A 26564-nucleotide genomic window follows, 5' to 3' on the forward strand; every position below is an offset into this window, starting at 1 on the left:
ATTTGAATGAATAAAATCACACAACTTTTTAATATAAAATATCCAATTGTTCAGGGTGGAATGATTTGGAACAGCGGATATAAATTAGCTTCGGCAGTAAGTAATGCAGGAGGTTTAGGGCTTATTGGCGCAGGTTCGATGTATCCAGAAGTTTTGAGAGAACATATTCAAAAATGTAAAAGTGCTACGGATAAACCTTTTGGGGTTAACATTCCAATGCTATACCCAAACATTGAAGAAATCATGAATATCGTGATTGAAGAAGGTGTGAAAATCGTTTTTACCTCTGCAGGAAATCCTAAAACCTGGACTTCATTTTTAAAAGAAAAAGGAATTACAGTAGTGCATGTTGTGAGCAGCAGTGTTTTTGCCTTAAAAGCACAGGATGCAGGTGTAGATGCTGTTGTGGCAGAAGGTTTTGAGGCTGGCGGACACAATGGGCGTGAAGAAACCACAACATTCACTTTGATTCCGATGGTGAAAGAAAAGATTCAGATTCCATTAATTGCCGCGGGTGGAATTGCAACGGGAAGAGGAATGCTGGCTGCAATGATTTTAGGTGCTGATGGTGTACAGGTTGGAAGTCGTTTTGCAGCTTCTGCTGAATCTTCTGCACACAATAATTTTAAAGAAACGATAGTTAATACTAAGGAAGGAGATACGCAGTTGACATTGAAAGAATTAGCACCGGTTAGATTAGTCAAAAATAAGTTTTATCAAGATGTTCAGGAATTGTATAAACAATGTCCTTCAAAAGAAGAATTAATACAGCTTTTAGGTCGTGCAAGAGCGAAAAAAGGTATGTTTGAAGGTGATCTTGATGAAGGAGAACTTGAGATTGGACAAGCAGCAGGACTAATTCATGAAATTTTACCAGTTCAAGAAATTATTCAACAAATGATCGCAGAATTTGAATTCGCATGCAAAGAAAAGACTACTTTTGAGTTTTAATTATCCGCAAGAAATATTTATGAATTCTTTACGCACCTATATATTTTTACTTTTTTTCGCTTTTGGTTTTCAACAGGCTCAAAGTCAGTCTTATCATTTTAAAACCTCAGGATTTAGCGTTTTAGAGAAAAATGAAAGAGGAAAATGGGGCGAATGGTCCAATCTTGGTTTAGTAAATCTTTCGGTTGTTTTAGATACTAACAAACACAGAATAGTTGTTTATTCTCAGGAGATTCAGCTTTTTAGTATTTTAGATTATATCGAACGTGAAGAAAATGACACCGATATTGTATACTCTTTTGTTTGTAAAGACAATGAAGGTAGAGAATGTAAATTATCGATTATAACCCGCAAAAAACAAGATTATCGTAAACAGCTTTATATCAATTACGATGACCATATTATTCTTTATAATATTTTTACGGTTTAAATACAAAACCTGCAGATTTTTTAATCTGTCAGGTTTATTTGTATATTCGCCTTAGAACCTTAGTCTCTCAGAACCTCAGGACCTCAGGACCTTTTTTACAATACATCAATATCCTTAATAAATTCATCATACTCTAAATAGAACATTTCCAGAGCATGCATGTTTTCATTAAAGAAATCAAAAATTGTATCCCAGTTATTTCGGTTGCTAAAACCAACTCCCGTTTTTTCAACCCAGATTCTGCTGATTGTTTTACCGCTTTCTAGAGTGTAATTTTTTTCAAAAACCAGATCCTTAATAAATTCTTCCTCCAGAATATTTTTTAAAGCTTCTATTTTTTCGAAGTAAGCCGTACGTTTTTCGTCGCTTCTATGTTCAATATCAATTAAAACCTGAGCCTTTTTATTATCAACAAAAAATTTAAAAGAAAAATCTTTGATCTTTGTATCATAAAGCACCCACTTACGAGGATATTTTTCGGCGAAAGCTACCCAAAATTCTCTTTTAATTCTTTGTGATTCTTCTCTGCTGTACATTTTTTAGGCTTTAATTTTAGAAAACTTGCGGTACTGCGTTTTCTAGAGTATATTTATGTTTTTATTTAAAAGTACAAAAATAAGCTTTGATTATGAATTTTCAAGATTTTTTGAAATATGTTCCCAATATAATTCCAGTAGAACTGCCAGCAGTCGAATCGCATTTAAAAATGGCTCCGAAAGAACGTATAGAGGGATTAAAAAATCTGGACATTGAAGCACTGAATGCTAGAATGGCGGGAGTAATGATGCTGTTTTACCCAAAGCAGGAAAAAACACATCTAGTTTTGATCGTAAGAAACGCTTACGATGGAGTGCATTCGGCACAGATTGCTTTTCCTGGAGGAAAATATGAAAAAGAAGATTTGAATTTTGAAACTACTGCACTTCGCGAAACCCAGGAAGAAGTTGGAGTGGCCAGCGAGAAAATAGAAATTATCAAACATTTTTCTCCCATGTATATTCCGCCCAGTAATTTTTTGGTGCATCCTTTTTTGGGAATTGCAAAAGAAGAACTTTCTTTTTATCCTGATATTAGAGAAGTTGCAGATATTATTGAATTGCCTTTATCGGTTTTTTTAAATGACGAAATAATTATCGAAGCCAGATTATCAACTTCTTACGGTGCTAATATTTTGGTGCCGGCATTTAATATTCAAAACCACGTGGTTTGGGGTGCAACGGCAATGATTTTGAGCGAATTGAGAGACGTTTTGAAAATTAGTTTGCAGCAGGAAATTTAAAAATATTTATTTAACAATTTGATATTCATTTTAATAGACGTAAATTGTAGAAAATGTTTTAAAGTATTGCTGAAAGAATAATTTTTGTATGTTTGCGACCGAACAAAAAATAAGACAAATTAGTTATGGGATTGTTTAAACGAAATCCTTTTGGACATATATTATTCATCAAGAAATGGTTAATCCGTATTTTGGGAGCCATGACACATAGAAGATATAGGGGTTTTAACGATTTGCAGATTGAAGGATCTGAAATTATTAAAACACTCCCAAATTCTAATGTCTTATTTATTTCCAATCACCAAACTTATTTTGCGGACGTGGTAGCCATGTTTCATGTGTTTAACGCAAGTTTAAGCGGACGTCAAGACACTATTAAGAATATTGGTTATTTGTGGCAGCCAAAAATGAATTTATATTATGTTGCGGCAAAAGAAACCATGCAGGCGGGTTTACTGCCAAGAATTTTAGCTTATGTGGGAGCAATTACAGTCGAAAGAACCTGGCGTGCTAAAGGTGTTGATGTTACGGAAAAGCGCGATGTAAATCCAAACGATACCGAAAACATTCGAATTGCTCTTGAAGATGGCTGGGTAATTACTTTTCCGCAGGGAACTACAAAATCTTTTAAGCCTGTACGTAAAGGAACTGCACATATTATCAAACAGCATAAACCAATTGTAATCCCTATTGTAATTGATGGTTTCCGTAGATCATTCGATAAAAAAGGACTTCGAATGAAGAAAAAAGGAATTCTGCAATCTTTCATAATCAAAGAGCCTCTTGATATTGATTATGAAAATGATACAATCGAACAAATCGTAGAAAAGGTAGAATACGCAATCGAACAGCATCCTTCATTTTTAAAAGTTATTCCGGCAGAAGAAATTAAAGCACAGGAAGAACTTAACAAACTCAGACAGTGGGAGTATTAATTATTTTAGATTTCTGACTTTAGATTTTAGATTGTTTTAGGTTTCAAGTTTCAAGTTTCAAGTTTCAAGTTTTCAAAAAAACTTAGAACCTTAGTATCTCAGAACCTTAGCAGCTTAAAAATCTATTTTCTTCAACTCCTTGTAGTTTGTATATAATCTTCTTAAAAGAGTTCCGTAGATTACTCTGTAGAAACACCAGAATAAACCGAAGAAGCCTAAAATTACCAAGAATAATATTCCAATTGTAACAAACATAGCTCTTCCGTTCAAGGCTAATTTTTCTCTCAGGAATTCCATGTCAGGATTGTAAACAAAAGCAATAAAGAAGCTTAAAATAGCCGTTATTACAATCATTCCTAAATTATACCAAACATAATACTGAACTGTTTTTCTAGTCTTTAAAATGGCACTCATTAAAGATTTCGTGGCTACAGTGGTGGAAATGGTTTTGTAGTTTTTATAGAAAATGTATACAAAAATTAGAACGACAACATAATTAAAGTACGTCAAGAATTCTAATGCCATAACAATTTCGGGATGATTGATTTTTCTTAAAACATCATCCGTATTAATAAATAAGTTTGAAAAAGTCCAAAACGAAATCTCCAAAATACTGATAATCAAAATCCATTTTACAATGGAAGATGATTTTTTGTGAATCATCTTGTAGATTTCAGTTTCAGAAATTTGTTGAAAAGAACCTGAGTTCTTCTGCCAGTCTTTTTTTAGTAAATCCAGTTCTTTCATAATAATTTTTAAGGATTCAGTATTTTTTTAAGTTTCCCTTTAATTCTGTTCATTTTCACGCGCGCATTCACTTCGCTGATTCCTAAGGTTTCAGCTATTTCTTGATAATCTTTGTCTTCTAAATACATAAAAACTAATGCTTTTTCGATGTCATTAAGCTGATAAACTGCCTTGTACATCAATTTTATCTGTTCTTCTTCTTCGTAATTGTAGTCAACATCTTTTACAAAGTGCTGATGGTTTTCATAATCTACGGTAGAAATAGTCCTTTTGGTTTTGCGGTATAATGTAATCGCGGTGTTCAAAGCCACACGATATGTCCAAGTTGAAAATTTACTGTCGCCTCTAAATTTTGGATAAGCCTTCCAAAGCTGAATAGTAATTTCCTGAAATAAATCTTTATGAGCATCTTCTCCAGCAGTATATAATCTACAAATCTTGTGGATTATATTCTGATTTGCCTGCAATTGCGCAACAAATGACTGTTCTAGATTTTCGCTCATAAAAGTATTAGTAGTTATGAAATCATTTTTGTTACAGTTGAATCAAAGTTTTCTGGTTTTATAATAATTAATCGTCAAGTCAATGAATTTGCTGTAACTGTTCATACCGTCTTTTTGATTATTTGATTTTAAGAAATTATCGTAAAGAAAATAAAATCCTTCATCCAGAAAAGTGTCATATTTTTTGTGAAATTCCTGAGTTTCCTTGTAGTTTTTTAAAATTCCCGTATGTACAGATTTCTTTAATTGATTAAAAATTTTCTCATTTTTAAACTTCCATATTCCAAGACAATAATGTAAGGTGAAACTATATCCAGCATATTTGTAATAAAGGTTTTCATTGTTTACAGTAGCTAAAAAACCAATAAAATTACATTCACTTTCGCTGGCGAAACCAATTTGATGCGCCATTTCGTGTGCCGTAGTTTGAGGAAAAGTATACATCGGCAGTAAATCATTAACCTGCGCTTCATTGGTAAAAGGATTCAAATAACCACCAAAGCCCATATAAGTCAATGGTGTGCTGAATAGTGATTTCTTAACGCTTAAAATTTCATATTTAAAATAAGGATGTTCTTTAGCTAAATTATCATAACCATTAAGAATCATTTTAAAAGATTCTTTTTGCGAATAAGGAAAAACAATTTTTGCTGTGTCACTTTTAGTAATAGCAAGCTGAGTTTCATTTGTTTTTGAAATTAATCTTTTTGTAAAAGCTAAAAGATCAGCATCTGTATATTCTCTTTTAATTTCCATTTTTTCGAAAAGCGGTTCTCGATAGTAATTGAATGCCCACAGAAGATGAAAGAAAAAATAAAAAATAGAAATTTTACCTAATATTGTTAAGAGATGATCTTTCCAGTCTGTTCTCCATGTTTTACGAATTTTCCAAAACCAGCCAATTATACCTAAAATTAGAAAAGCATAAATGCAATCTCCAATAGAAAAGGGAACTTTTCCTAGAGCGGTTCTTGAAAAATGAGAAATTCTAACAAATAAATTGTTGCTGTAAAAACCTTCAACAAAGTCTGGAAAGAAGGGGAGGATTCTTAAAAAGATAATTTGAACAATAAGAAATAATGGTAAAATGTATTTTGATTTCACTGTTTTGGTTTTTTATAAAAATAATAATTAAATAGAAGTTGAGTTTATTTTTTTTGAAATTTTATGACTCTGTAAAAAAATATGATACATAACTTTTAAGTATTGGTATTTAAATGTGCCGTCAGGCACAATTGATTGGTAGAGAATTTATTCATATTGAAGCCAAGCGTTCCTAAGGAACGCCTGATTGTTGCTTATTTATTGTTACCAACGAAATGTCGCAATGCGACATCAATGATGAAAAATATTTCTAATATCTTATAATTTTGACTTAATATAATTTGTGCTAATTCCTATAAATTGTATCGAAAAAAGCATTTAAACTTTGTAACTTTGAAGCTCATAATTGTTAAACATCAAACAAAATATAATGAGTCAAGAAGTAAGAAATCTGGAGCCAAAAGCACTTTGGAATAAATTTGCAGATTTAAATGCCGTTCCTCGTCCTTCAAAAAAAGAAGAGCGCGTAATTGAGTTTATGAAAAACTTTGGAAACAGCTTAGGTTTAGAGACTTTTGAAGATGAAATTAGAAACGTAATCATCAGAAAGCCGGCTACGCCCGGAATGGAAAATCGCAAAGCTATTGTAATGCAGGGGCATTTGGATATGGTTCACCAAAAAAATGCAGATACTATTTTTGATTTCGATACGCAGGGAATTGATATGTATGTTGATGGAGACTGGGTTCGCGCTCGCGGCACAACTCTAGGTGCAGATAACGGTTTGGGAGTTGCTACTATTATGGCAATTTTAGAAAGTAAAGACATTCCGCATCCAGCAATTGAAGCTTTGTTTACAATTGATGAAGAAACAGGAATGACTGGTGCGCTAAATCTTAAAGGCGGAATTCTTCAAGGTCAGATTTTGTTGAATTTGGATACCGAAGAAGATGATGAAATTGATATTGGATGTGCTGGTGGAATTGACGTTACGGCTACAAGAGCGTATCACGAAGAAGAAGTTCCAGAAGGTTCTGTTGGGTATACTATCACGGTAAAAGGCCTAAACGGCGGGCATTCAGGAATGGATATTCATAAAGGTTTAGGGAATGCCAATAAAATAATGAATCGTTTATTATTTGATGGATTTGAAAACTTCGGTTTACAGATTGTTGAAGTAAACGGAGGAAGTTTAAGAAATGCAATTCCGAGAGAGAGTGTTGCTAAAGTAATTATTTCTCAAATGTTTGATGAAGCTTATGTGTATGATATGCAGGAAATTATTTCTGACATCAAAGCTGAATATAAAACAACTGAGCCAAACTTATCAATTGAAATTGTAAAAGGAGAATTACCTGAAAAAGTGATGGATCTTGGTGTTCAAGAAGGAATTATCAGAGCAATTTATGCGGCACAAAATGGTGTATATAGAATGAGTGCTGATATGGCAGATTTGGTTGAAACTTCAAATAATATTGCCCGCGTAATTATTAAAGATGGAGAAATTTTGGTAGGATGTCTAACGCGTTCTTCTGTTGAATCTTCTAAATTTGATTTAGCAAATTCATTGCGTTCTGCTTTCGAATTAGTAGGATGCGAAGTTGAACTTTCTGGTTCTTACCCAGGATGGACTCCAAACGTTAATTCTGAAATATTAGAAGTTTTAAAAGAAATCTACGAAAAGCAAAATGGGGAACAGCCTAAAGTTGTAGCTTGTCACGCTGGTTTAGAGTGCGGGATTTTAGGAACAAACTATCCAGATATGGATATGATTTCTTTTGGGCCGACAATTCACGGTGCACATTCTCCAGACGAAAGAGCTAGTATTTCTTCAGCTCAAAAATATTGGAAATTTGTATTAGAAATTCTTTCGAATATTCCAGTTAAATAAAGTCACAGTATTCAGTCGCAGTCTCAGTATTCAGTTAAACAACTGTAAACTGAGACTATAAACTGATACTTTAAAACTAATCTCTCTTAGGAGTATTTTTCTTCTCTCTTTTTTCTTCTTTCTTTTCTTTAGCCGTTTTTAACGGTTCTTTTTTTGCTGTTTTTTTAGCATCTTGACCCTTTGCCATAATTTATTGATTTTGATGGTGTTTCAGTAAAAGTAAAGCTTTTAAAAACTTAAACGCCAAAAAAAATCCCCAATTTTAAAATTGAGGATTTAAATATTTTCCTTATGAAGGAGATTCTTAATTACGTTTTAATACTTTGTATTGTTCGTAGCACGCACTAATTGCATCCATAATCTGAAGATCATTTGCAGATTGAATAAAAGAATCAGAATAATTGCATCTGTGCATGATTTCAGGAATTTCGTCCTTGCTTACTCCTAATAAAACGGCAACTGTTTCACGGTCGTATTTAGATTCCAAAAGCGTTCGCACAGTATCATCTTTCTTCATTTCCTTAAGTTTCTTGAGTTCTTTACCATTTTTTCCAAAGAAATTATAGAGCATATCCGCGGGATTAAAGATCGATCCTAATACTTTTCCAAATGCATTTGGAGCATATTCTCCAGCTTCATAGCCTTGTGTAAGACCTGAGATACTGTAACGATAGTTTTCTTTTGTTGGAATTAACTTAGAATCAATTTCAAGATATCCTGTTAAAGTAAACGGAGCAATTACAACTTCTTCCAAAGCAATTGCTTTTTCGGTAAGTTGAATACGTGTTACCTTGTTTTTTATCCAGTCATTTGTAACTCTAATTCTTAGAGATTGAAAACCCAGAATAGAGAAATGCAGTGTATCATTAACTTGAACGTCAATTTCAAAATATCCTTTTTCGTCAGATTTTGCGCCTCGCACTTTATTGGTATTAATAACATTTACGCCGGCAAGTGGCTGTTTGCTGTTGTCATTAATAATATAACCTGAAACTCTTTGAGGAACAGTTGGCTGCGTATCTTGCGCGAAACCAATATTAGCTAGAAGAATAAAAAAGAAAACTGCGAAATATTTCATATCCTGATTTAAAGCTCTAAAAGTAGTAAATCGGGATTAAATATCTCATAGTCTTGGAATTTAATTATAAGAAAATTAACAAAGGACGCAGTCTTGCTTTTTGTAAGTACAAAACTCATTCATAGAGCGTAAGATTCTTAATATAAAAAAAAACCAAATTCCAATTAAGTCTGGAATTTGGGATTTTATATTTTGAGATATTAATGTATTAATCTCTTCTAGATCTTCTTGGTCTTGAGCTGTCGCCAAAGTTTTCAGAACGTCTAGGAGCTCTTTCTGAACCTCCTTCGTTTCTTGGAGCAGAACTTCTAAAACCGCCTTCTCTTTTTGGAGCAGAGTTTCTATCACTTCTAAAACCGCCTTCTCTAGATCCTCCGTCTCTCGAAGAGTTTCTGTCGCTTCTAAATCCGCCTCCAGAACCTTCACGTCTTGGAGCAAAGTTTCCTTCTCTTCTTGGTCCAGAACTTCTTCCGCCGCCACGATTGTTGTGGTCACGTCTTCCGCCTCCGTCATTTTTAGAGATCTCAACATTGATACGACGACCTTCTAATTGAATGTTGTTTAAAACATCCATTACTTTGTCAGTATGCTGTGGATCAGTGTTAAAGAAAGAGAAACCTTCTTTTACATCAACTTTAAAGATATCATCACGACCTAAATCTAATGTTTCTTTTAAGTAATCTTTTAATGACATCCAGTCAAAATTGTCTCTAGAACCGATGTTTACAAAATAACGAACTGCTCCATTATTATTGAATTCTCTTGGCTCAGAATCTCCTCTTTCACGTCTTTCTCCAGATTGAGCAGAGATATCTCTGTTCTTTTTGTAGTAAGTAATGAAACGGTTAAATTCTACAGAAACCATTTTCTTTATCAATTCTTCTTTAGATAAATCTTCAAGAACATTGTTAATTGCTGGTAAGTAGTTGTCAATTTCGTGATCAACTTCTGTATCTTTAATTTTATTTGCTAAGTGCAATAATTGGATTTCGCAGATTTCAATTCCAGATGGAATAGTTTTTTCTTCGAATTTTTGTTTGATGATTCTTTCGATAGAAGAAATTTTACGCAACTCACTTTTTGTAACAATTACAATAGAAGTTCCTAATTTTCCAGCTCTACCAGTACGTCCAGAACGGTGGTTGTACGTTTCAATTTCATCAGGTAATTGGTAGTTTACAACGTGTGTCACGTTATCAACGTCAATACCACGCGCAGCAACGTCAGTAGCAACAAGCATCTGAATTTGTCTTCCGCGGAAAGATTTCATTACACCATCACGCTGTGCTTGAGATAAATCTCCGTGTAAAGCAGCAGCACTGTATCCGTCTTCGATTAATTTTTCAGCAATAGCTTGCGTGTCTCTTTTTGTACGACAGAAAACTACAGAGAAAATATCTGGATTAGCATCAGCTAAACGTTTCAAAGCTTCATAACGGTCACGAGCATTTACTAAGTAAAATTCGTGAGAAACTGTTGCAGAACCTGAATTTTTGGCTCCAACAGTAATTTCAACTGGTTCGCTCATGAATTGTTTTGCAATTCTAGCAACCTCTTGCGGCATAGTTGCAGAGAACAACCATGTACTTTTTTCGTCTGGAGTATCTGATAAAATAGATACGATATCCTCATAGAATCCCATGTTTAACATTTCGTCAGCCTCATCAAGAATACAGTAATCTATATTTTTAATGTTAACCAAACCTCTGTTAATCATGTCTTGCATTCTTCCTGGAGTTGCAACGATAATCTGCGCTCCTCTTTTAATGTCTCTAGCTTGCTCTGTAATACTAGCCCCGCCGTAAACTGCTACCACATTAATACCTTTTTCGTATTTTGAGTAGTTTTTAAGTTCGTTGGTAATCTGTAAACAAAGTTCTCGTGTTGGCGATAAAACTAATGCTTGTGTGTTTCTGTTGTCAGCATCAATTTTTTGAATTAGCGGAAAACCGAAAGCTGCCGTTTTCCCTGTCCCTGTCTGAGCCAACGCAACCATATCTGTGTCTTTTTCCAATAATAGGGGAATCGCCTTTTCCTGTACCTCTGACGGATTTTCAAATCCTAGATCTAAAATCGCCTTCAGTAACGATTCATTCAATCCTAATTGTTCAAATTTATTCATATATGTATTTAAAATAGGGTGCAAAATTACTGTTAATTATTCAGATAAACTAATGGTAATTCAAGAATTATGTATTTGTTATGATTTGATTATCAAAAAGTTACAGTTTTATTGAAATCATTTTTTTTTAGAAATCCATAAAACACCCTAAAATAACGTCATGAAATCTAAAATTTCGCCTTTAAAATGTTGTATTTGAAACAATTATTTTGCGGCACTCAGGAAATCAATTAGTTGCTGAACTGCTTTTCCGCGGTGGCCTATTTTATTTTTTACTTCCAATGGCAATTGGGCAAAGGTCTCATCAAAATTTTCGGGTTTAAAAATAGGATCATATCCAAAACCATTTGTTCCCATTTTATGAGAGGTAATAATTCCTTTAGCAATTCCAGTAAACAAATATTGTTTGCCTTCAAGGTTTAAAGTAATAACGGTCTTGAACTGGGCGCTGCGATTTTCTTCATTTTTTAATGCCTCTAAAAGCTTGTTCATATTATCATCTGCATTTTTTTGTTCGCCGGCATATCTTGCAGAATAAACTCCTGGTTCACCATTTAGTGCACTTAATTCTAATCCAGTATCATCAGCAAAACAATCGTATCCGTATTTTTGAGTTACATAATCGGCTTTTAAAATCGCATTTCCTTCAATTGTATCTGCAGTTTCAGGAATATCTTCAAGGCAGTTAATATCTTCTAAACTTAATATTTTAATGCTTTCAGGAAGCATGCTTTGTATTTCTGCAATTTTATTTTTATTGTTTGAAGCAAAAACGAGTTTCATAGAATTATCTGTTTAAATGATTTCAACACAAATTTAGAATTCTTATATTTGATATGTTACCTAAAAATAAAATAAATGCAGTTATCAGTTCTTTATAAAAAAATAATGCCTTTTGTAAAGCCTTACAGAAAGATGGTAATTGCTACTTTACTGCTTACATTTTTGGGTTCTTTTGCGGCGCAGGTTAATGCCTTAATTTTAAAATATACTGTCGATACAATCAATAATTTAATGGTGGCACATGAGCCGTTGTCAAAAGGTTTTCATTTGTTAGGAATTATTAGTATTGTATTGTTAACTAAAGAGTTGGTTAATTCTGTTGTACAGTTTGGGCAAAAATTTTATGGAGAAAAACTTCGTATTTTTATAACCCGTGATATTTCTCAAACCATTGTCGAAAAAATCCTGAGTTATAGAATGGAATTTTATACTTCTGATGAAAATGAAAGCGGAAAACTTCAAACCAGAATCGATCTCGGAATCAGTAGTTTAACTCGATTGGTGCAAAACTTTTTTATTGATATTCTGCCTTTATTTGCAAACGCTTTTGTGGCATTGGTTATAATGTTTTATGCCAATGTCTATGTTGGTTTGGTGAGTTTGTGTATTATTCCGATTTACTTTTATATCAGTCAATTACAAGCGAGAAAATTAAGCGGATTTAGGAGACGAATGCGTAATTACCGAGAAACCAAAAACAACGGAATCATAAGTTTAATTGAATCTATTACGGTCATTAAATCTTTTGTACGAGAATCGACAGAAGCGGACCGCCACGAAAAGATTCAATATGAAATGACTGAAAATCAATTAGCAACCAGAAAAACCAGTTTTATTTTTGAAAGCGTTAAAAGTTTTGTCGAGCAGATAGGAGTGGTGATTATCATTATATTGACTGCATATTTTGTGTTGAACAACCAGATGACAATTGGTGCCATAATGTTTCATATTATGTTGTTTAATAATGTTTCGTCTCCGATTAGACAATTACACCGAATTTACGACGAAGTAAACGATGCTCTTATTTACTCTGAAGGCTTTTTTGATATTTTAGAATCAGAGCAGGAAATAGAAACAACGGGAGATTTTATTCCACAAAAAATTAGCGGATTAATAGAGGTTAAAAATGTAGATTTTGTGTATCCAAACGGAACGCAGGCATTATACAATATTAATTTTACGGTAAAACCAAACGAGACTTCGGCTTTGGTCGGACTCAGCGGTGCAGGAAAAAGTACTGTAATTAATTTGCTGGATAAATTTTATCAGCCTTCGTCGGGTCATATTTTTTTAGATGGAGTTGATTTAACAGATTATAATACAGATTTCCTTCGTAAAAATATTGGATTAGTGCTTCAGAAAAACCATATTTTTAAAGGCACAATTGCAGAGAATATTTTGTACGGAAAGCCAGAAGCTTCAAAAGAGGAAATTATTGAAGCGGCGAAACAAGCCTATATTCATGAGCAAGTAATTCAATTGCCAAAAGGATATGATTCTGATGCACATTTACTTTCTGGCGGACAACAACAGCGAATTGCCATTGCAAGATTATTTTTGAAAAATCCGCCCATAATTTTCTTAGATGAACCAACCGCGAGCCTAGATGCGATTGCTACAGAACAAATAAAAAAGTCTCTTGATGCCATAAAAAAAGATAGAACTGTAATTATAATTTCGCACAGTATTTCTCAAATTATTGACGCCTCAAATATTATAGTTTTAGAAAAAGGAAGATGTGTCGAAAAAGGAACTCATGACGAATTATATGATAATAAAGGAACGTATTATCAAATATTTATGGCAATGGCCAATAGTTTAAATATTGAGAAAATCACTCAGACTTTTGACTGATATAATTTAAAACTATTTTTTCGACAAGAAAAGCAAAAGTGATTCCGAATGTATAAGCAACAATGTCAGACCATAAAAATCCCTGTCCTAAAACATACCTGCCAAACAGCGTTTTTCTAAGTTCTATAATCCATTCTGCCTGATACAACTGCAGAAATTCAATTCCGTAGCAAATCAAAAGTGAAATAATTGCTATTAAATATGCTTTTTTGAATGGAAGAAATATTCGAACCAAAAAGTAATTCATAACTGCATACAAAAAATCGCCAATCCATAAGGGAATAAATGAGATTTTTCTAGAAAGGATTCCGAGTAAAATGATGCTTAGGAAAACGATGAAATAATAGATTCTGGATTTCAAATTAGGAATTTTAGTTTGGGCAAATTTATATTTTTTTTAGCTAAAACGGATTGTTTTTGTCATTCCGAGGAACGAGGAATCGCACAAGAAATTCCGCAAAGGAATGAGTCAATCTTTTTAGATTAGCTAGTGTGATTCTTCGTTCCTCAGAATGACAAACTGTTTTGGTTACGTTGTGTTTAAGCGTTAATAAAGCAGAAAGAAGGGACTTAAAGTACATTTTTAGGGAACGAAAAATACAAATCTCAAATTGATTGACTTTATTTCATAAATTTATCAGTTCAATTTATTTACTATCAAAAATAACCACATGAATTCAAAATTTTTTCCCCTGATTTTATCTTTATTTCTTTTCGGAAATCTAAGCTATTCTCAAAAAGACAAATCATTTAACATTCAAAAGCAGTTAGAGTATTGCGCAGCACAAGCTTCTAAAACTTTAAAAGTGATTCCGAATGACGGGACTTCTCCAAGAACAATTCCTAACGGAAGTAAAGATTGGAAATTTGTTGACTATAAAGACTGGACAAGCGGATTTTGGCCTGGCGAATTGTGGTTTTTGTATGAAGCTTCAAAAGATAAAAAATGGGAAAAAGAAGCCGATAAATTCACCCGTTTTTTAACCCCTCTATCTGTCAGTAAAGCAAATGACCACGATTTAGGTTTTCAGGTTTTTAATAGTTTTGGAAACGGATATCGATTGACTAAAAATCCAGAGTATAAACAAATTATATTGAAAACCGCCGATACGCTGGCAACACTTTTTAATCCGAAAGTAGGAACAATCCAATCTTGGCCGCATAATAAAATGGGAGGTCATAATACGATTATTGATAATATGATGAATTTGGAACTTCTGTTTTGGGCTTCAAAAAATGGAGGTAACAAAAAACTTTACGACATTGCCGTTAAACACGCAGAAACTACAATGGCAAATCATTTTAGGCCAGACAATACTTCTTACCATGTAGTAATTTATGATTACGAAACTGGGAAAAAGATCAAAGGCAGAACAGCTCAAGGTTACAGCGATGACAGTATGTGGGCGCGAGGACAAACTTGGGCAATTTATGGATTTACAATGACTTATAGAGAAACTAAAGATCCTAAATTTTTAGATTTCGCACATAAATTAGCCCGTGTTTATTTGGATAAATTAACAACTGAAGATTTAATTCCGTATTGGGATTTCAATGCGCCCAATATTCCTAACGAACCTAGAGATGCTTCTGCGGCAGCGATTGTTTCTTCGGCGCTTTTAGAATTGAGTTCTTATACAAAAGATAAAAATTTGAAAACAGAGTATTTAGCAAAAGCCAAAAAGATGATTGTTTCACTTTCAGATCATTATCAAAGCCACGAAGTTAATTCGGCATTTCTATTGCATTCTACGGGTCATAAACCTGCAGGAAGTGAAATAGATTGTTCTATAAATTACGCAGATTATTACTATCTTGAGGCATTATTAAGACTTCAAAAACTAAAATAAAATTATCATGAAGAAAATAAGCCAAATTGTATTTGCAATAATGATGGTATTGATGCTTGCCAGCTGTAAAAATACCAAACAAAAACTTCAGGAATATGTTGTTGAATATAATAAGACCGCGCCAAGTTTTAGAGCCGACCATGTAACATTAACAACGGCCAGAGGTTACATAAACGATAATAAAATTGAATTGCGTTTTGAAACCGATTTAGAACAAAATGAGGCGAACAAACTAGCATCAGGAATCTCTTTTGTGAAACTAATTAAGAAACTTATTGCCAAAGATCAGATTCCGAGACAATTGATTGAAGAAGGAGTTCAGTTTGATGTTTACTTTTTAGCTGATGACAACACAGTTCTCGGAAAAGAAATCTTAAATGGTGAATCTCTTAAATATTTTTTAAAGTAAAAAACAGTGCTTTAAGAAGTTTAAATTCCTACATATGAAAGTCTCTTTAAATAACAAATTAAAGAGACTTTTTTGTGATTATACTTCAAATAAAGGGGAAAAAAGCTTTTTGAATTCTTACATTTTTTTTCTTTTTTTAAGGTTAATCAATTTGTATTCAATCGATTATCTGTTATATTTTGTCGGCAAAATATTGTTTTTGTATTATAAATTAATTATGTTTGAGTTAAAAAATAACTATAAAACCAATAATTTATGAAAAAAATTACCCAAATCGCATTCGCGCTCTTCTTTGCATTGTTTTTAGTTAGCTGTAAAAACACCAAGCAGAAAATTCAGGAACATGTAAGTACTTATAATAATTCTTCTTCTATAAAAGGAAACGGAATTACAAGTACAACAGCAAAAGCTTTTCTGAATGACAACAAAATCGAAATCAGAATCGAAACGAATTTAGAAGAGACCGATGCCAACAGAATTGCCTACAAAGAGTCATTTCCAGATTTATTAAAGGAAATGATCAAAAACGATCAAATCTCAACAGAATTGATTAACGAAGGAGTTTCTTTTGATGTTTACTTCCTAGCTTACAATAATGCTATTTTGGCGCAGCAAGTTGTAAATAAAGAAGAATTAGCAGTATTAGAAGGAACTGCAGAACCAAATAAGGAAACTGCAAAATTGTAATTAAATAACAGAAGTAAAAAAGCCTCTTTAGAAATTAAAAGAGGCTTTTTTATTTATGAAAATTGCGTAACGTTTTTGAGGTTGTCAGGAAAATACATATCCGATAAATTAGCAAATTCGTCACCGCGCATAAAGATGTTAATATCTACATCTGCAAAACTATTTTTGCCTGCAGCGGCCAGAAGTTCATTTGCAGAATGAAGTGTGTTTTTATGAAAATGATACACACGATCAGATTTATCATTCACAACCAAACCTTTCATCAGCATTTTGTTTTGAGTTGCCACTCCAGTCGGACATTCATTATTGTGGCAGCGTAAAGCCTGAATACAGCCCAAAGAAAACATAAATCCTCTGGCGCTGTTACACATATCTGCGCCAAGTGCTACGGCATGTAGAATAGAATAACCAGAGATTATTTTTCCGCTTCCAATAATTCGCATTTTATCACGAATTCCTAAACGAACCAAAGTTTTGTTCACGAAAATTAGTGCTGGCTCAAACGGCATTCCAACTCCATCTGCAAATTCAAGTGGTGCGGCGCCAGTACCGCCTTCTGCACCGTCAACTGTGATAAAGTCGGGGTAAATATCTTCGGCAATCATTTCTTGGCAGATAGCTTCAAACTCGGCTGTGTTTCCAATACATAATTTAAATCCGATTGGTTTTCCGTTAGATAAATCACGTAATTGTTTGATGAAATGAATTAATCCTTTTGCATCAGAAAAAGCATGATGACCTGGAGGAGACAGAATCATGGTATGTGGTACCACGCCTCTAATTTTAGCAATCTGTTCCGTGTTTTTAGCGGCAGGAAGCACACCTCCATGACCCGGTTTTGCACCTTGCGAAAGTTTGATTTCGATCATTTTTACATTCGGAAGATTTGCTTTTTCTGAGAATTTTTCAGGACTAAAATTTCCTTCTGCATCACGGCATCCAAAATAACCTGTACCAATCTGCCAGGTAATATCGCCGCCACCGGCAAGATGAAATTCAGTCAATCCGCCTTCGCCTGTATTTTGGTAAAAGTTCCCTTTTTTTGCACCAATATTAATAGCACGAACTGCATGCTCGCTCAAAGAACCAAAACTCATTGCCGAAACATTAAATAAGGAAGCAGAGTAAGGCTGTTTACAATCTTTTCCGCCAACTAATACGCGAGGTAATTCTTCGTTTACTTGTGCCGGGAAAATAGAATGTTTGATTCCTTCGTAGTTTTCAGTATTTAAGTTTAACTGCGTTCCGAAAGGAGTGCTCGAATCTATATTTTTGGCTCTTTGGTAAACCAATGAACGCTGATTTCTAGAGAAAGGTTTTCCGTCTGTAGATCTTTCGATAAAATACTGCTGAATTTCTGGTGAAATCATTTCAAATAAATATCTGAAATACCCCAAAACAGGAAAGTTTCTTAAAATCGCGTGCTTTTTCTGAGAAGCATTGTAAACTCCGATAATCAATAAAAGCGGGATAATAAAAACGAGTAAATAACCTCGTCCTGTATAATAGTAAATTGCGGCAACAATTAGAAACAATAAGAATCCGTAAATAAAGAATTTCTTTCTCATGTTTTTAAAAAATTTAATAGGTAATAAATGCGTAATTAATTGAATCTTAAACGAACGTAAACGTGCTTGATTCCTTTTTTGTCTGATTCTCTTTCATCAATCTCCAGAATATCTGTCAGCGATTTTAACATTGGCGTAAGCTTGGAATAGCCATAATTTCGAGGGTCAAATTCAGGTTTTTTCTTCACAACCAAGTTGCCGACATCTCCTAAGAACGCCCATCCGTCATCATCTTCAAGATCTTCAATTGTGGCTTCTATAAGCTCAATAGTTTGTTTGTCAACTTTATGGAGTGCTTTCTCAGCTGGTTTTTCAACTGGTTTTTTAGTATCTGCAGCTGCAGTTGTGGTTTTTGGTTTTTTCTTCTGTATGGCACCGTCTAGAACTTCAATATAAATAAATCTGTCACAGGCAACAATAAACGAGCTTGGAGTTTTCTTCTCACCAATACCAATTACTTTCATACCGGATTCTCTCAAACGAATGGCCAGACGTGTAAAATCACTGTCGCTTGAAACGATACAGAAACCGTCTAATTTTCCAGAGTACAAAAGATCCATAGCATCAATAATCAAAGCCGAATCTGATGAGTTTTTTCCAACGGTATAACTGTATTGCTGAATAGGAGTAATGGCATGTTCCAATAAAACGCCTTTCCATCCGTTCGCATTAGGTTTGGTCCAGTCGGCATAAATCCTTTTAGTAGTTGGTGTTCCCAGTTTTGCGATCTCTTCCATCATGCCTTTTACATTGCTGTAAGGTACGTTGTCGGCATCTATAAGGACAGCCAGTTTTAAATCTTTTGAGTTGGTTAAAGGCATTATTTCAATATTAGAAATTAAGTATATTCAAAGTTAAAATTAAAATTGGTTTTTATAAGAATTGAATGATGAATAAGTGTTTCGAAAAGCACTAATTATTTTCATTATAAATAATATTGGATAAACTAAAAATTAATTAAAGATAAATTTGTCTTTTATTTTAAATCTCTTTACCTTTGTGTCCAATTAATAGAGAAATGTATGTTTTCAAAAGCCTGTGAGTACGGAATTAGAGCTTCAATATTTATTGCAACCAAATCTTCAAAAGGAATTAGGGTTGGAATAAAAGATGTGGCAAAAGAAATCGATTCTCCAGAACCGTTTACGGCTAAAATCATGCAGATTCTTACCAAAAATGGAATTATTCACTCTGCAAAAGGTGTAGGAGGCGGCTTTGAGGTTTCTAATGAAGCAGTAAAATCCATAAAATTAATTCAGATTGTAGATGCTATAGACGGCAGTAAAATTTACAGCGGCTGCGGTATTGGACTTAAAGAATGTTCTGAAGTGCATCCTTGTCCTGTGCATCACGAATTTAAAAAAATAAGAGGCCTGCTATTAGAAATGCTCACTAAAACAACGTTAGAACAATTAGCTTCAGATGTAAAATCTGGTGATTTCTTCCTTAAAACATTAAATACAAACGATTAATATTTTATAAATTATCTTAAAAATGAATACAAAAACCAAAATTTCAATAATGATCCTAATGGGATTTTTAGCAGTTACTTCTTGCGGTAAAAAAGAAACAGCTCCAGCTGATCAGACAGAAACGACTGAACCTTCTACTGAAGGAGAAGCTGCGCCAGTAACGTCGACAGAAGAAAATGTGCTAATTATTGAAGGAAATGATCAAATGCAGTTTAATACAAGTGAATTACACGCTGTTGCTGGAAAGCCAATCAAATTGACTTTGAAACATGTTGGGAAAATTCCAAAAGAAGCAATGGGACATAATTTAGTAATATTACAAGAGGGAACAGACCAATCTGCTTTTGCGCTTAAGGCGAATGATGCAAAAGCAACCGATTATATTCCAGAATCTGAAAAAGCTTCAGTTATCGCTCACACGAAATTGTTAGGCGGTGGAGAAGAAGATACAATCGAGTTTACAATTGATAAAAAAGGATCATACCCATTTATATGCTCTTTCCCTGGCCACGTGGCTATGATGAAAGGTGTTTTAATTGTAGAGTAAATAGAAAAGACTTCAAATTTCTTAATGGATTTGAAGTTTTTTTAAAAACCAATAAAAGATAAAATTGTCTTTTATTAATTCGAAAGAGATGAAAAGAGAAAAAAAACTATGGATCATTTTTGCATTGGTAATGAGCATATCATTTGCAGTGCTTGGTTATTATGGATATGAAATTTATCAGCAGGCACCGCCGGTTCCAAGGGAGATTATTTCAGATTCAGGAAAAATTATTTTTAGCGAAAGCGAAATTAAAGACGGACAAAATATCTGGCAGAGTATAGGAGGTCAGGAAGTGGGATCGATCTGGGGACACGGCGCCTATGTAGCCCCAGACTGGACTGCTGACTGGCTGCACCGCGAAGCTGTTTTTATACTAAATAGCTTTGCTAAAGAAGATTTTAATAAAAAGTTTGACGAATTAGATGCTGAAAAACAATCGGCTTTAAAAATTCGTTTACAGAAAGATGTGCGGACCAATCGTTACAATGCGAACACCGGTATCCTTACGATTTCTGAAAATAGGGTTGCAGCAATAGAAAGTCTAAGCGAATATTATAAAGGTCTTTTTACGAATGATCCTCAGTTTGATAAATTGAGAGAAGAATATGCAATTCCGAAAAATTCTATTACAGATGTGGAAAGAATGCATAAAATGAATGCCTTTTTCTTCTGGGCAACTTGGGCGACAGTTACGAATCGTCCTGATTCTAATATTTCATACACGCACAACTGGCCGTCAGATGAATTGGTTGGAAATACTGCAACTACAGAGCTTTTGGCTTGGTCTGGAGTAAGTATTATTTTATTGATTTTAAGTGTTGGAATCTTAGTTTTCTATCATGCAAAATCTGGTGAAGAAGAAGAATTTCCGCTTCCAAAAGAAGATCCGATTATTAAGCAGGGAAAAACAAAATCAATGGGATTGGTAACCAAATATTTCTGGATTGTAAGTCTGCTGATGGTTTTACAAATGGTTTTCGGAATTATCACCGCACATTATGGAGTGGAAGGAAATGGTTTGTATGGTATTCCAATAGATCAAATTCTGCCTTACTCTGTGACACGAACATGGCATACGCAATTGGCTATTTTCTGGATTGCAACGGCTTGGCTGGCAACAGGACTATATATTGCTCCAGCAGTTTCTGGTAAAGATCCTAAATTTCAGTGTTTTGGGATAAACTTTTTGTTCGTCGCTTTATTGATTATTGTTTTAGGATCAATGGCTGGGCAATGGTTTGGAGTAATGCAAAAACTGAATTTAGTTCAAAATTTCTGGTTTGGACATCAAGGATATGAATATGTTGATTTAGGACGCTTTTGGCAGATTTTCCTTTTAGTGGGATTGTTTTTATGGCTTGCTTTAATGATTCGTCCGCTGCTTCCTGTTTTAAAGAAAAAAACAGAAGAAAAAAACTTAATTATTTTGTTCTTAGTTTCTTGTACTGCAATTGCCATGTTCTACGGAGCTGGATTAATGTGGGGAAGACAAACCAATTTAGCAATTGCCGAATATTGGAGATGGTGGGTAGTTCATCTTTGGGTTGAAGGATTCTTTGAAGTATTTGCAACTGTTGTAATTGCGTTCTTGTTCGTTCGTCTGGGATTATTAAAAACCAAAACGGCGACATTGAATGTGCTTTTTGCAACCATTATTTTCATGTCTGGAGGTATTTTAGGAACATTCCACCACTTGTATTTCTCGGGAACGCCAACAGCAATTATGGCTTTGGGGGCAACATTCAGTGCTTTAGAAGTGGTTCCGCTGACTTTAATCGGATTTGAAGCATATCAAAACTATAAAATCTCAAAATCAACACAATGGATTGCCGATTATAAATGGCCAATTTATTTCATGATTTCTGTGGCATTTTGGAATTTCCTTGGCGCCGGAATCTTCGGATTCATTATTAATCCGCCAATCGCGCTTTATTATGTACAAGGGTTGAATACAACGCCTTTGCACGGACATACCGCTTTGTTCGGAGTTTATGGAATGTTAGGAATTGGTCTGGTTTTATTTGTATTGAGAAGTTTATATCGAACTGTTAGCTGGAATAACAAACTGCTAAAAATCACTTTCTGGTCTTTAAATATTGGTTTATTCCTAATGGCAATATTGAGTTTACTTCCAATTGGAGTTTGGCAGGCAATTGAAAGTATCAATCACGGAATGTGGTATGCGCGTTCATCAGAATTAATGCAGCAGCCAACAATGATTACTTTAAAATGGCTTCGTGCCATTGGAGATTCCATCTTTGGAATCGGATTTATTACAATGGCTTGGTTTGTATTTGAACTGACATTAAAAAACAAAAAATAAAAACATATTTAAAATTGATTATCATGGAAAATTTAAAAAACAAAACAATAGGATCTTTTGTGGCTGAAGATTTTAGAACGGCCGCAGTTTTCTCGAAATATAGAATTGATTTTTGTTGCAAAGGGAACCGAACAGTTACTGAAGTTTGCGAAAAACAAAACATTGATGCAGATATCTTATTAGAAAATGTGCTTCAGGTTGCACAATCAGAAAATAATGGCAGTATTGATTTCAACTCCTGGCCGTTAGATTTATTGGCAGATTACATTGAAAAAACACATCACCGTTATGTGGAAGAAAAAACAAATGTTCTGCTTCCATTTTTAGATAAATTATGTAAAGTTCATGGTTCAATTCATCCTGAATTGTTTAAAATAAACGAACTTTTTATTGGCTGTGCAGGTGAATTGTCGCAGCACATGAAGAAAGAAGAATTGATTTTATTTCCTTTTATAAAAAGAATGGTAAAAACTAGGGAGTCTGATGGAATTTTATCTCAGCCATCTTTCGGGACAGTTTCAAATCCGATTGCAATGATGATGCACGAACACGATAATGAAGGGCAACGTTTTAGAGAAATTGCGGCTTTAACCAATGATTATACGCCACCAGCAGATGCCTGTACTACATACAGAGTAACGTTTGCTATGTTGAGAGAGTTTGAAGCAGATTTGCACAAACACATACATTTAGAGAATAATATCTTATTTCCAAAAGCTGTTATTTTAGAAAAAGACTTTGTTGCAGTAGAATAGAGGTTAATTTTAATAGTTCGAAAAGTACCGATAAGCTATCTGACCTGATAATTATCAGTGTTTTTTATTTCAAGAAATCTTATTTTTAACGGATAACTTTTAAACCATATAAGTCATATAAGTTCATTTAAACCAAACTTATAATTTCTTATATGACTTATATAGTTATAAAACTTAATATTATGAATTCTCAAAAAGCTTGGATAGTTTGCTGTTTTTTTAATTTTCTGATTGCTTGCGTTTTCGGATTATTAATGCGTTTTATGTATCTCTTTCCGTTAGATTTTCTAAACTACAGCTTCTTGCTTCATGCGCATTCACACGTTGCAATGCTTGGCTGGGTTTATTTGATCGTTTATGTTTTGATTGTTCGTTTTTTTATTCCAAAAGAAAAAAGTCAGAAACCTATTTACAACCGCTTATTTTGGCTGACAGAGTTTTCAGTAATCGGAATGATGATTGCTTTTCCTATTCAGGGCTACGCTTTGTTTTCGATTGTATTTTCAACCATGCATATTTTGCTCAGTTATGTTTTCTGTCGTTTGGTTTGGAAAGATTGTTCTAAAGAAAAATCTCCCGCTGAAAGACTTTTACTAACTTCAATTTTGTTTATGATTTTATCGACTTTCGGAGTTTGGTGTCTTGGCCCAGCCGTGAGCACATTAGAAAAACAAAGCGCTTTTTATCAAATTGCGATTCAGTTTTTTCTTCATTTTCAATTTAGTGGCTGGTTTATATTGGCAATTTTAGCTTTGTTTTTAAAACAATTTCAAGACAAAATAGATGAGGTAAAGTTTAAGAGATTTTATTTTTTAATGATTGTTTCCACATTACTGACAGTTTGTTTTCCAGTGCGTTGGTTTATCGAAAATGCTATTTTGAGTTATATAAATGGTTTGGGAGTTTTAATTCAGTTAGCAGCTTTTATTTACTTCTATAAAATGCTAAAGCCTCAAATTCGTCACTTCAAAAGCACTTTAGATAAAACGACTAAAATCGTTTATGGTTTGGCTTTATGTTCTTTAATTCTAAAAATCGGAATTCAATTGCTGACTATTTTTCCCAATTTGGCTGAAGTTTCACATCAAATCAGAAATTTTGTAATTGGTTTTATTCACTTAACGACTTTAGGAATCATAACAGGGTTTTTGTTTGGGATTCTATTTCAAAATAAAATGCTTTCTGCCAATTCTTCAACATTAAAAATAGGAGTAAAGTGTTTTATTTTAGGATATATTTTGACAGAAGTTTTGCTATTTCTTCAAGGCTGGTTTTTCTTTTTTGGAGAAGCGAGCATTCCAGGGTATTTTCAAAGTATTTTGATATTCAGTATTCTTTTGGTTTTGGGATTGGTTTTAATGATGAGTTCGATAATTAGGCGAAATTTATATTGCCATATCAAATAAGTCCCAGTGGGACGATATATTTATAGCAGAGGAATGACATATTGTAAAACTTCGGAGAAGCGAAATATTTATAGAAAACGTTTGGCGAAGATAAAAAGCTCCAGCGGAGCGATATATTTATAGAATCATATTAGAAATATAATTCGTTAACCTAATAAATATTTCGCTCCGCTGGAACTCTCTATGTAGATGATTCAGATTTTTCTATAAATATTTCGCTTCTCCGAAGCGATACGAGTTCTAGAAAATAAGTCCCAGTGGGACGACATATTTATAAAAAACGTTTGGCGAAGATAAAAAGCTCCAGCGGAGCGATATATTTATAGAATCAGATTAGAAATATAATTCGTTAACCTGATAAATATTTCGCTCCGCTGGAGCTCTCTATGTAGATGATTTAGATTTTTCTATAAATATTTCGCTTCTCCGAAGCTTGACTTAGCTTTTTATGTAAATAAAAAACAAGAGTCAATTTATTTCTAAAGTTGCTCTTGTTTCTACTAATTAACCTATTTAAATATCTATATTTTCCCTGCTTCCAGATTTATTGCTTCAATTGTTTTCTCATTGTTTACACCTAAACCTTCCTGCTGAAAAATTAATTCTCCTTCTGGATTAAAAACACTAATAATATTGGAATGCGAAAAATCTATTGGAGAAATTTTCTTGTAATTTACTGCTAAAACCGCTGCAAATTCACGAGTGTTTTCTTCAGTTGAACGAAGGAAAATCCAAGGATCTTGATTCATTTTATTTTCAATTGCAAACGACTTTAATCTTTCGGGCGTATCAGTATTTGGATCAATGCTGACCAAAATCAATTTGACATGCTGTTTTGTCTTTTTCTCCAGTTTTGATTCTATATCCCGCATGTCGGCAACTAATCTTGGGCAAGCCGATTTGCAACTGGTATAAATCATCACCATTACCAAAACATTTCCCCTAAGCGATTTTAATTCAATATCTTTTCCATCTTGCGTTGTCCATTGAGAAGGCAGATTGTAAATTGATAAATCACTGATTTCCTTTTTTGTTTCTGCTTTGTTTTCTGATTGGGTCTCTGCTTTTTTACAACCGTAAAACGACAATGTAAGAATCAAAAAGGCAATTGTTATTTTTTTCATTTTTAAATATTTAAAATTAGATTTTCGGTTTTGTTGTGCTGGCACATCTAAATCCAAGATTTCGAGTCGAATACTGTGCTTTCAAGCTTCCTCTGAATGCATAACGCATAAATGCTGCATAATCCATTAAATCGGATGCATTTACAGATCCGCTTCCGCAAAAGAGATTTTTATCAGTGCTTTTGTCTTTTCTAGATTCTCCTGATAAAAAAATGCTATTGAAATCAGACGTCCATTCCCAAACTAAACCATGCATGTCGTAAACTCCCCAATAATTTTTGAAAGTTTTTCCAATCTCATTTTCATACGTTCTCGATTTCTCATACCAAGACAAAATGTATTCGTTGAGTTCTTTTTTGGTTCGCGCATCGATTTTTCTGGTGTCGGCCATTGCTACATATTCCCATTCATCCATTGTTGCCAGACGTTTTCCTTCGCATTCGCAGTATTTTTTTGCTGCAAACCAAGATACACTTGTTACTGGCGATTTAGGTTTGGCATTTCCAAAATCAAAATCAGTTGTCCAGTAGGACAAATAGCTTTTATCAGCAAAAATCCCTTTAATCTTTGATTTTTGATAAGAAGGATTCTTTTTGACAAACTCTAAAAACTGACTATTCGTGACAGGATAAATATCTATGTAAAAAGATTTTACTTGAATTGGATTTTTAGAAACAGCTCCATAAAGAGGGACATAAGATCCCTCTTTTATGAAAGCCATCCCTTTTTCCTGAGCCTTCACGACACTAACCGCAGAGAAAAAGAAAATTGTAAGTATGAAAATGTATTTTTTCATGCTAGAAGTT

The 26564-nt window shown here is 33.7% G+C and carries 26 protein-coding genes; 14 read left to right on the plus strand and 12 right to left on the minus strand.

Annotated features, from left to right (window positions below):
- The first annotated feature begins 6 nt into the window (after window positions 1-6).
- Window positions 7-951 (plus strand): NAD(P)H-dependent flavin oxidoreductase, encoded by a 945-nt coding sequence (locus tag HYN86_RS11175; RefSeq protein WP_113678101.1) that lies wholly within the window; start codon window positions 7-9, stop codon window positions 949-951.
- A 19-nt stretch (window positions 952-970) separates the two neighbouring features.
- On the plus strand, window positions 971-1381 hold the full coding sequence (locus HYN86_RS11180; RefSeq protein ID WP_113679915.1) for a hypothetical protein: 411 nt from the start codon (window positions 971-973) through the stop codon (window positions 1379-1381).
- Between the two features lie 95 nt (window positions 1382-1476).
- Here HYN86_RS11180 and HYN86_RS11185 read toward each other — a convergent pair whose 3' ends face one another.
- Window positions 1477-1917: a DUF4268 domain-containing protein gene (locus tag HYN86_RS11185; protein WP_113678102.1), complete on the minus strand. Its 441-nt coding sequence runs from the start codon at window positions 1915-1917 to the stop codon at window positions 1477-1479.
- Window positions 1918-2009: 92 nt separating this feature from the next.
- Between HYN86_RS11185 and HYN86_RS11190 the strand changes: the two genes are divergently transcribed.
- Together HYN86_RS11190 and HYN86_RS11195 are read left to right on the plus strand one after the other, a co-directional pair.
- Window positions 2010-2660 carry an NUDIX hydrolase gene (locus HYN86_RS11190; RefSeq protein WP_113678103.1) on the plus strand — a complete coding sequence of 217 codons (651 nt, stop codon included), beginning with the start codon at window positions 2010-2012 and terminating at the stop codon, window positions 2658-2660.
- A gap of 125 nt (window positions 2661-2785) precedes the next feature.
- Complete coding sequence (locus tag HYN86_RS11195; RefSeq protein WP_113678104.1) at window positions 2786-3595, plus strand: lysophospholipid acyltransferase family protein; 810 nt, start codon at window positions 2786-2788, stop codon at window positions 3593-3595.
- A 114-nt stretch (window positions 3596-3709) separates the two neighbouring features.
- Here the strand turns inward: HYN86_RS11195 and HYN86_RS11200 are convergent, their stop codons facing one another.
- Genes HYN86_RS11200 through HYN86_RS11210 form a run of 3 tightly spaced genes read right to left on the minus strand, consistent with a single transcriptional unit; the run spans window position 3710 to window position 5949 of the window.
- Entirely contained in the window at window positions 3710-4342 is a 633-nt protein-coding gene (locus tag HYN86_RS11200; RefSeq protein ID WP_113678105.1) for a hypothetical protein, read from the minus strand.
- 8 nt (window positions 4343-4350) lie between these two features.
- A complete protein-coding gene (locus HYN86_RS11205) occupies window positions 4351-4845 on the minus strand; it encodes an RNA polymerase sigma factor (RefSeq protein WP_008462500.1) in 495 nt (164 codons plus the stop codon).
- Window positions 4846-4887: 42 nt separating this feature from the next.
- On the minus strand, window positions 4888-5949 hold the full coding sequence (locus HYN86_RS11210) for a DUF3810 domain-containing protein (protein ID WP_113678106.1): 1062 nt from the start codon (window positions 5947-5949) through the stop codon (window positions 4888-4890).
- A 370-nt stretch (window positions 5950-6319) separates the two neighbouring features.
- Here HYN86_RS11210 and HYN86_RS11215 point away from each other — a divergent pair, with 370 nt between their 5' ends.
- Window positions 6320-7780 carry an aminoacyl-histidine dipeptidase gene (locus tag HYN86_RS11215; RefSeq protein WP_113678107.1) on the plus strand — a complete coding sequence of 487 codons (1461 nt, stop codon included), beginning with the start codon at window positions 6320-6322 and terminating at the stop codon, window positions 7778-7780.
- A 304-nt stretch (window positions 7781-8084) separates the two neighbouring features.
- Here the strand turns inward: HYN86_RS11215 and HYN86_RS11225 are convergent, their stop codons facing one another.
- The 3 genes from HYN86_RS11225 to HYN86_RS11235 form a co-directional block, all read right to left on the minus strand.
- Complete coding sequence (locus tag HYN86_RS11225) at window positions 8085-8858, minus strand: carboxypeptidase-like regulatory domain-containing protein (protein ID WP_113678108.1); 774 nt, start codon at window positions 8856-8858, stop codon at window positions 8085-8087.
- Between the two features lie 208 nt (window positions 8859-9066).
- A complete protein-coding gene (locus tag HYN86_RS11230) occupies window positions 9067-10980 on the minus strand; it encodes a DEAD/DEAH box helicase (RefSeq protein WP_113678109.1) in 1914 nt (637 codons plus the stop codon).
- A gap of 204 nt (window positions 10981-11184) precedes the next feature.
- Window positions 11185-11763, minus strand: coding sequence for a non-canonical purine NTP diphosphatase (locus tag HYN86_RS11235; RefSeq protein WP_113678110.1), 579 nt, complete (start codon window positions 11761-11763; stop codon window positions 11185-11187).
- Between the two features lie 75 nt (window positions 11764-11838).
- On the opposite strand from HYN86_RS11235, the gene HYN86_RS11240 reads away from it, so the two are divergent.
- Entirely contained in the window at window positions 11839-13617 is a 1779-nt protein-coding gene (locus tag HYN86_RS11240) for an ABC transporter ATP-binding protein (protein WP_113678111.1), read from the plus strand.
- Here the strand turns inward: HYN86_RS11240 and HYN86_RS11245 are convergent.
- On the minus strand, window positions 13598-13978 hold the full coding sequence (locus tag HYN86_RS11245) for a ribosomal maturation YjgA family protein (protein WP_230406351.1): 381 nt from the start codon (window positions 13976-13978) through the stop codon (window positions 13598-13600). The genes HYN86_RS11240 and HYN86_RS11245 overlap by 20 nt on opposite strands.
- Window positions 13979-14288: 310 nt before the next feature.
- Between HYN86_RS11245 and HYN86_RS11250 the strand changes: the two genes are divergently transcribed.
- The 3 genes from HYN86_RS11250 (at window position 14289) to HYN86_RS11265 (ending at window position 16563) form a co-directional block, all read left to right on the plus strand.
- Complete coding sequence (locus HYN86_RS11250) at window positions 14289-15467, plus strand: glycoside hydrolase family 88 protein (protein WP_113678113.1); 1179 nt, start codon at window positions 14289-14291, stop codon at window positions 15465-15467.
- A gap of 7 nt (window positions 15468-15474) precedes the next feature.
- Window positions 15475-15876 (plus strand): hypothetical protein, encoded by a 402-nt coding sequence (locus tag HYN86_RS11255; protein WP_230406352.1) that lies wholly within the window; start codon window positions 15475-15477, stop codon window positions 15874-15876.
- Between the two features lie 255 nt (window positions 15877-16131).
- Window positions 16132-16563, plus strand: coding sequence for a hypothetical protein (locus HYN86_RS11265; RefSeq protein ID WP_113678116.1), 432 nt, complete (start codon window positions 16132-16134; stop codon window positions 16561-16563).
- A 53-nt stretch (window positions 16564-16616) separates the two neighbouring features.
- Here the strand turns inward: HYN86_RS11265 and HYN86_RS11270 are convergent, their stop codons facing one another.
- Window positions 16617-18131 carry an FMN-binding glutamate synthase family protein gene (locus HYN86_RS11270; RefSeq protein WP_113678117.1) on the minus strand — a complete coding sequence of 505 codons (1515 nt, stop codon included), beginning with the start codon at window positions 18129-18131 and terminating at the stop codon, window positions 16617-16619.
- A 35-nt stretch (window positions 18132-18166) separates the two neighbouring features.
- Window positions 18167-18952 (minus strand): NYN domain-containing protein, encoded by a 786-nt coding sequence (locus tag HYN86_RS11275; protein WP_113678118.1) that lies wholly within the window; start codon window positions 18950-18952, stop codon window positions 18167-18169.
- A 201-nt stretch (window positions 18953-19153) separates the two neighbouring features.
- Here HYN86_RS11275 and HYN86_RS11280 point away from each other — a divergent pair, with 201 nt between their 5' ends.
- From HYN86_RS11280 to HYN86_RS11300, 5 genes are all read left to right on the plus strand, one after another.
- A complete protein-coding gene (locus HYN86_RS11280; protein WP_113678119.1) occupies window positions 19154-19603 on the plus strand; it encodes an RrF2 family transcriptional regulator in 450 nt (149 codons plus the stop codon).
- Between the two features lie 22 nt (window positions 19604-19625).
- Complete coding sequence (gene azu / locus HYN86_RS11285; RefSeq protein WP_113678120.1) at window positions 19626-20150, plus strand: azurin; 525 nt, start codon at window positions 19626-19628, stop codon at window positions 20148-20150.
- A gap of 88 nt (window positions 20151-20238) precedes the next feature.
- A complete protein-coding gene (locus tag HYN86_RS11290) occupies window positions 20239-22473 on the plus strand; it encodes a nitric-oxide reductase large subunit (RefSeq protein WP_113679916.1) in 2235 nt (744 codons plus the stop codon).
- Between the two features lie 23 nt (window positions 22474-22496).
- Entirely contained in the window at window positions 22497-23228 is a 732-nt protein-coding gene (gene ric, locus HYN86_RS11295) for an iron-sulfur cluster repair di-iron protein (RefSeq protein ID WP_113678121.1), read from the plus strand.
- Between the two features lie 182 nt (window positions 23229-23410).
- Complete coding sequence (locus tag HYN86_RS11300) at window positions 23411-24634, plus strand: hypothetical protein (RefSeq protein WP_113679917.1); 1224 nt, start codon at window positions 23411-23413, stop codon at window positions 24632-24634.
- A gap of 521 nt (window positions 24635-25155) precedes the next feature.
- Here the strand turns inward: HYN86_RS11300 and HYN86_RS11305 are convergent.
- Together HYN86_RS11305 and HYN86_RS11310 are read right to left on the minus strand one after the other, a co-directional pair.
- Entirely contained in the window at window positions 25156-25758 is a 603-nt protein-coding gene (locus HYN86_RS11305) for an SCO family protein (protein WP_113679918.1), read from the minus strand.
- A gap of 16 nt (window positions 25759-25774) precedes the next feature.
- Window positions 25775-26554, minus strand: a complete 780-nt coding sequence (locus HYN86_RS11310; protein WP_113678122.1) for a formylglycine-generating enzyme family protein — start codon at window positions 26552-26554, stop codon at window positions 25775-25777.
- Window positions 26555-26564 lie beyond the last annotated feature (10 nt).

Source organism: Flavobacterium fluviale, assembly GCF_003312915.1.
GTDB classification, from domain to species: Bacteria; Bacteroidota; Bacteroidia; order Flavobacteriales; family Flavobacteriaceae; genus Flavobacterium; species Flavobacterium fluviale.

Excerpts from the sequence above, each read along its gene's own strand:
- HYN86_RS11305 (WP_113679918.1), bottom strand. The coding sequence starts at position 25,758 with ATGAAAAAAATAACAATTGCCTTTTTGATTCTTACATTGTCGTTTTAC.
- HYN86_RS11175 (WP_113678101.1), top strand. The coding sequence starts at position 7 with ATGAATAAAATCACACAACTTTTTAATATAAAATATCCAATTGTTCAG.
- HYN86_RS11255 (WP_230406352.1), top strand. The coding sequence starts at position 15,475 with ATGAAGAAAATAAGCCAAATTGTATTTGCAATAATGATGGTATTGATG.
- HYN86_RS11225 (WP_113678108.1), bottom strand. The coding sequence starts at position 8,858 with ATGAAATATTTCGCAGTTTTCTTTTTTATTCTTCTAGCTAATATTGGT.
- HYN86_RS11235 (WP_113678110.1), bottom strand. The coding sequence starts at position 11,763 with ATGAAACTCGTTTTTGCTTCAAACAATAAAAATAAAATTGCAGAAATA.
- HYN86_RS11200 (WP_113678105.1), bottom strand. The coding sequence starts at position 4,342 with ATGAAAGAACTGGATTTACTAAAAAAAGACTGGCAGAAGAACTCAGGT.
- HYN86_RS11270 (WP_113678117.1), bottom strand. The coding sequence starts at position 18,131 with ATGAGAAAGAAATTCTTTATTTACGGATTCTTATTGTTTCTAATTGTT.
- ric (WP_113678121.1), top strand. The coding sequence starts at position 22,497 with ATGGAAAATTTAAAAAACAAAACAATAGGATCTTTTGTGGCTGAAGAT.
- HYN86_RS11180 (WP_113679915.1), top strand. The coding sequence starts at position 971 with ATGAATTCTTTACGCACCTATATATTTTTACTTTTTTTCGCTTTTGGT.
- HYN86_RS11250 (WP_113678113.1), top strand. The coding sequence starts at position 14,289 with ATGAATTCAAAATTTTTTCCCCTGATTTTATCTTTATTTCTTTTCGGA.
- HYN86_RS11290 (WP_113679916.1), top strand. The coding sequence starts at position 20,239 with ATGAAAAGAGAAAAAAAACTATGGATCATTTTTGCATTGGTAATGAGC.
- HYN86_RS11310 (WP_113678122.1), bottom strand. The coding sequence starts at position 26,554 with ATGAAAAAATACATTTTCATACTTACAATTTTCTTTTTCTCTGCGGTT.
- HYN86_RS11230 (WP_113678109.1), bottom strand. The coding sequence starts at position 10,980 with ATGAATAAATTTGAACAATTAGGATTGAATGAATCGTTACTGAAGGCG.
- HYN86_RS11280 (WP_113678119.1), top strand. The coding sequence starts at position 19,154 with ATGTTTTCAAAAGCCTGTGAGTACGGAATTAGAGCTTCAATATTTATT.
- HYN86_RS11185 (WP_113678102.1), bottom strand. The coding sequence starts at position 1,917 with ATGTACAGCAGAGAAGAATCACAAAGAATTAAAAGAGAATTTTGGGTA.
- HYN86_RS11300 (WP_113679917.1), top strand. The coding sequence starts at position 23,411 with ATGAATTCTCAAAAAGCTTGGATAGTTTGCTGTTTTTTTAATTTTCTG.
- HYN86_RS11190 (WP_113678103.1), top strand. The coding sequence starts at position 2,010 with ATGAATTTTCAAGATTTTTTGAAATATGTTCCCAATATAATTCCAGTA.
- azu (WP_113678120.1), top strand. The coding sequence starts at position 19,626 with ATGAATACAAAAACCAAAATTTCAATAATGATCCTAATGGGATTTTTA.
- HYN86_RS11275 (WP_113678118.1), bottom strand. The coding sequence starts at position 18,952 with ATGCCTTTAACCAACTCAAAAGATTTAAAACTGGCTGTCCTTATAGAT.
- HYN86_RS11240 (WP_113678111.1), top strand. The coding sequence starts at position 11,839 with ATGCAGTTATCAGTTCTTTATAAAAAAATAATGCCTTTTGTAAAGCCT.
- HYN86_RS11215 (WP_113678107.1), top strand. The coding sequence starts at position 6,320 with ATGAGTCAAGAAGTAAGAAATCTGGAGCCAAAAGCACTTTGGAATAAA.
- HYN86_RS11265 (WP_113678116.1), top strand. The coding sequence starts at position 16,132 with ATGAAAAAAATTACCCAAATCGCATTCGCGCTCTTCTTTGCATTGTTT.
- HYN86_RS11205 (WP_008462500.1), bottom strand. The coding sequence starts at position 4,845 with ATGAGCGAAAATCTAGAACAGTCATTTGTTGCGCAATTGCAGGCAAAT.
- HYN86_RS11195 (WP_113678104.1), top strand. The coding sequence starts at position 2,786 with ATGGGATTGTTTAAACGAAATCCTTTTGGACATATATTATTCATCAAG.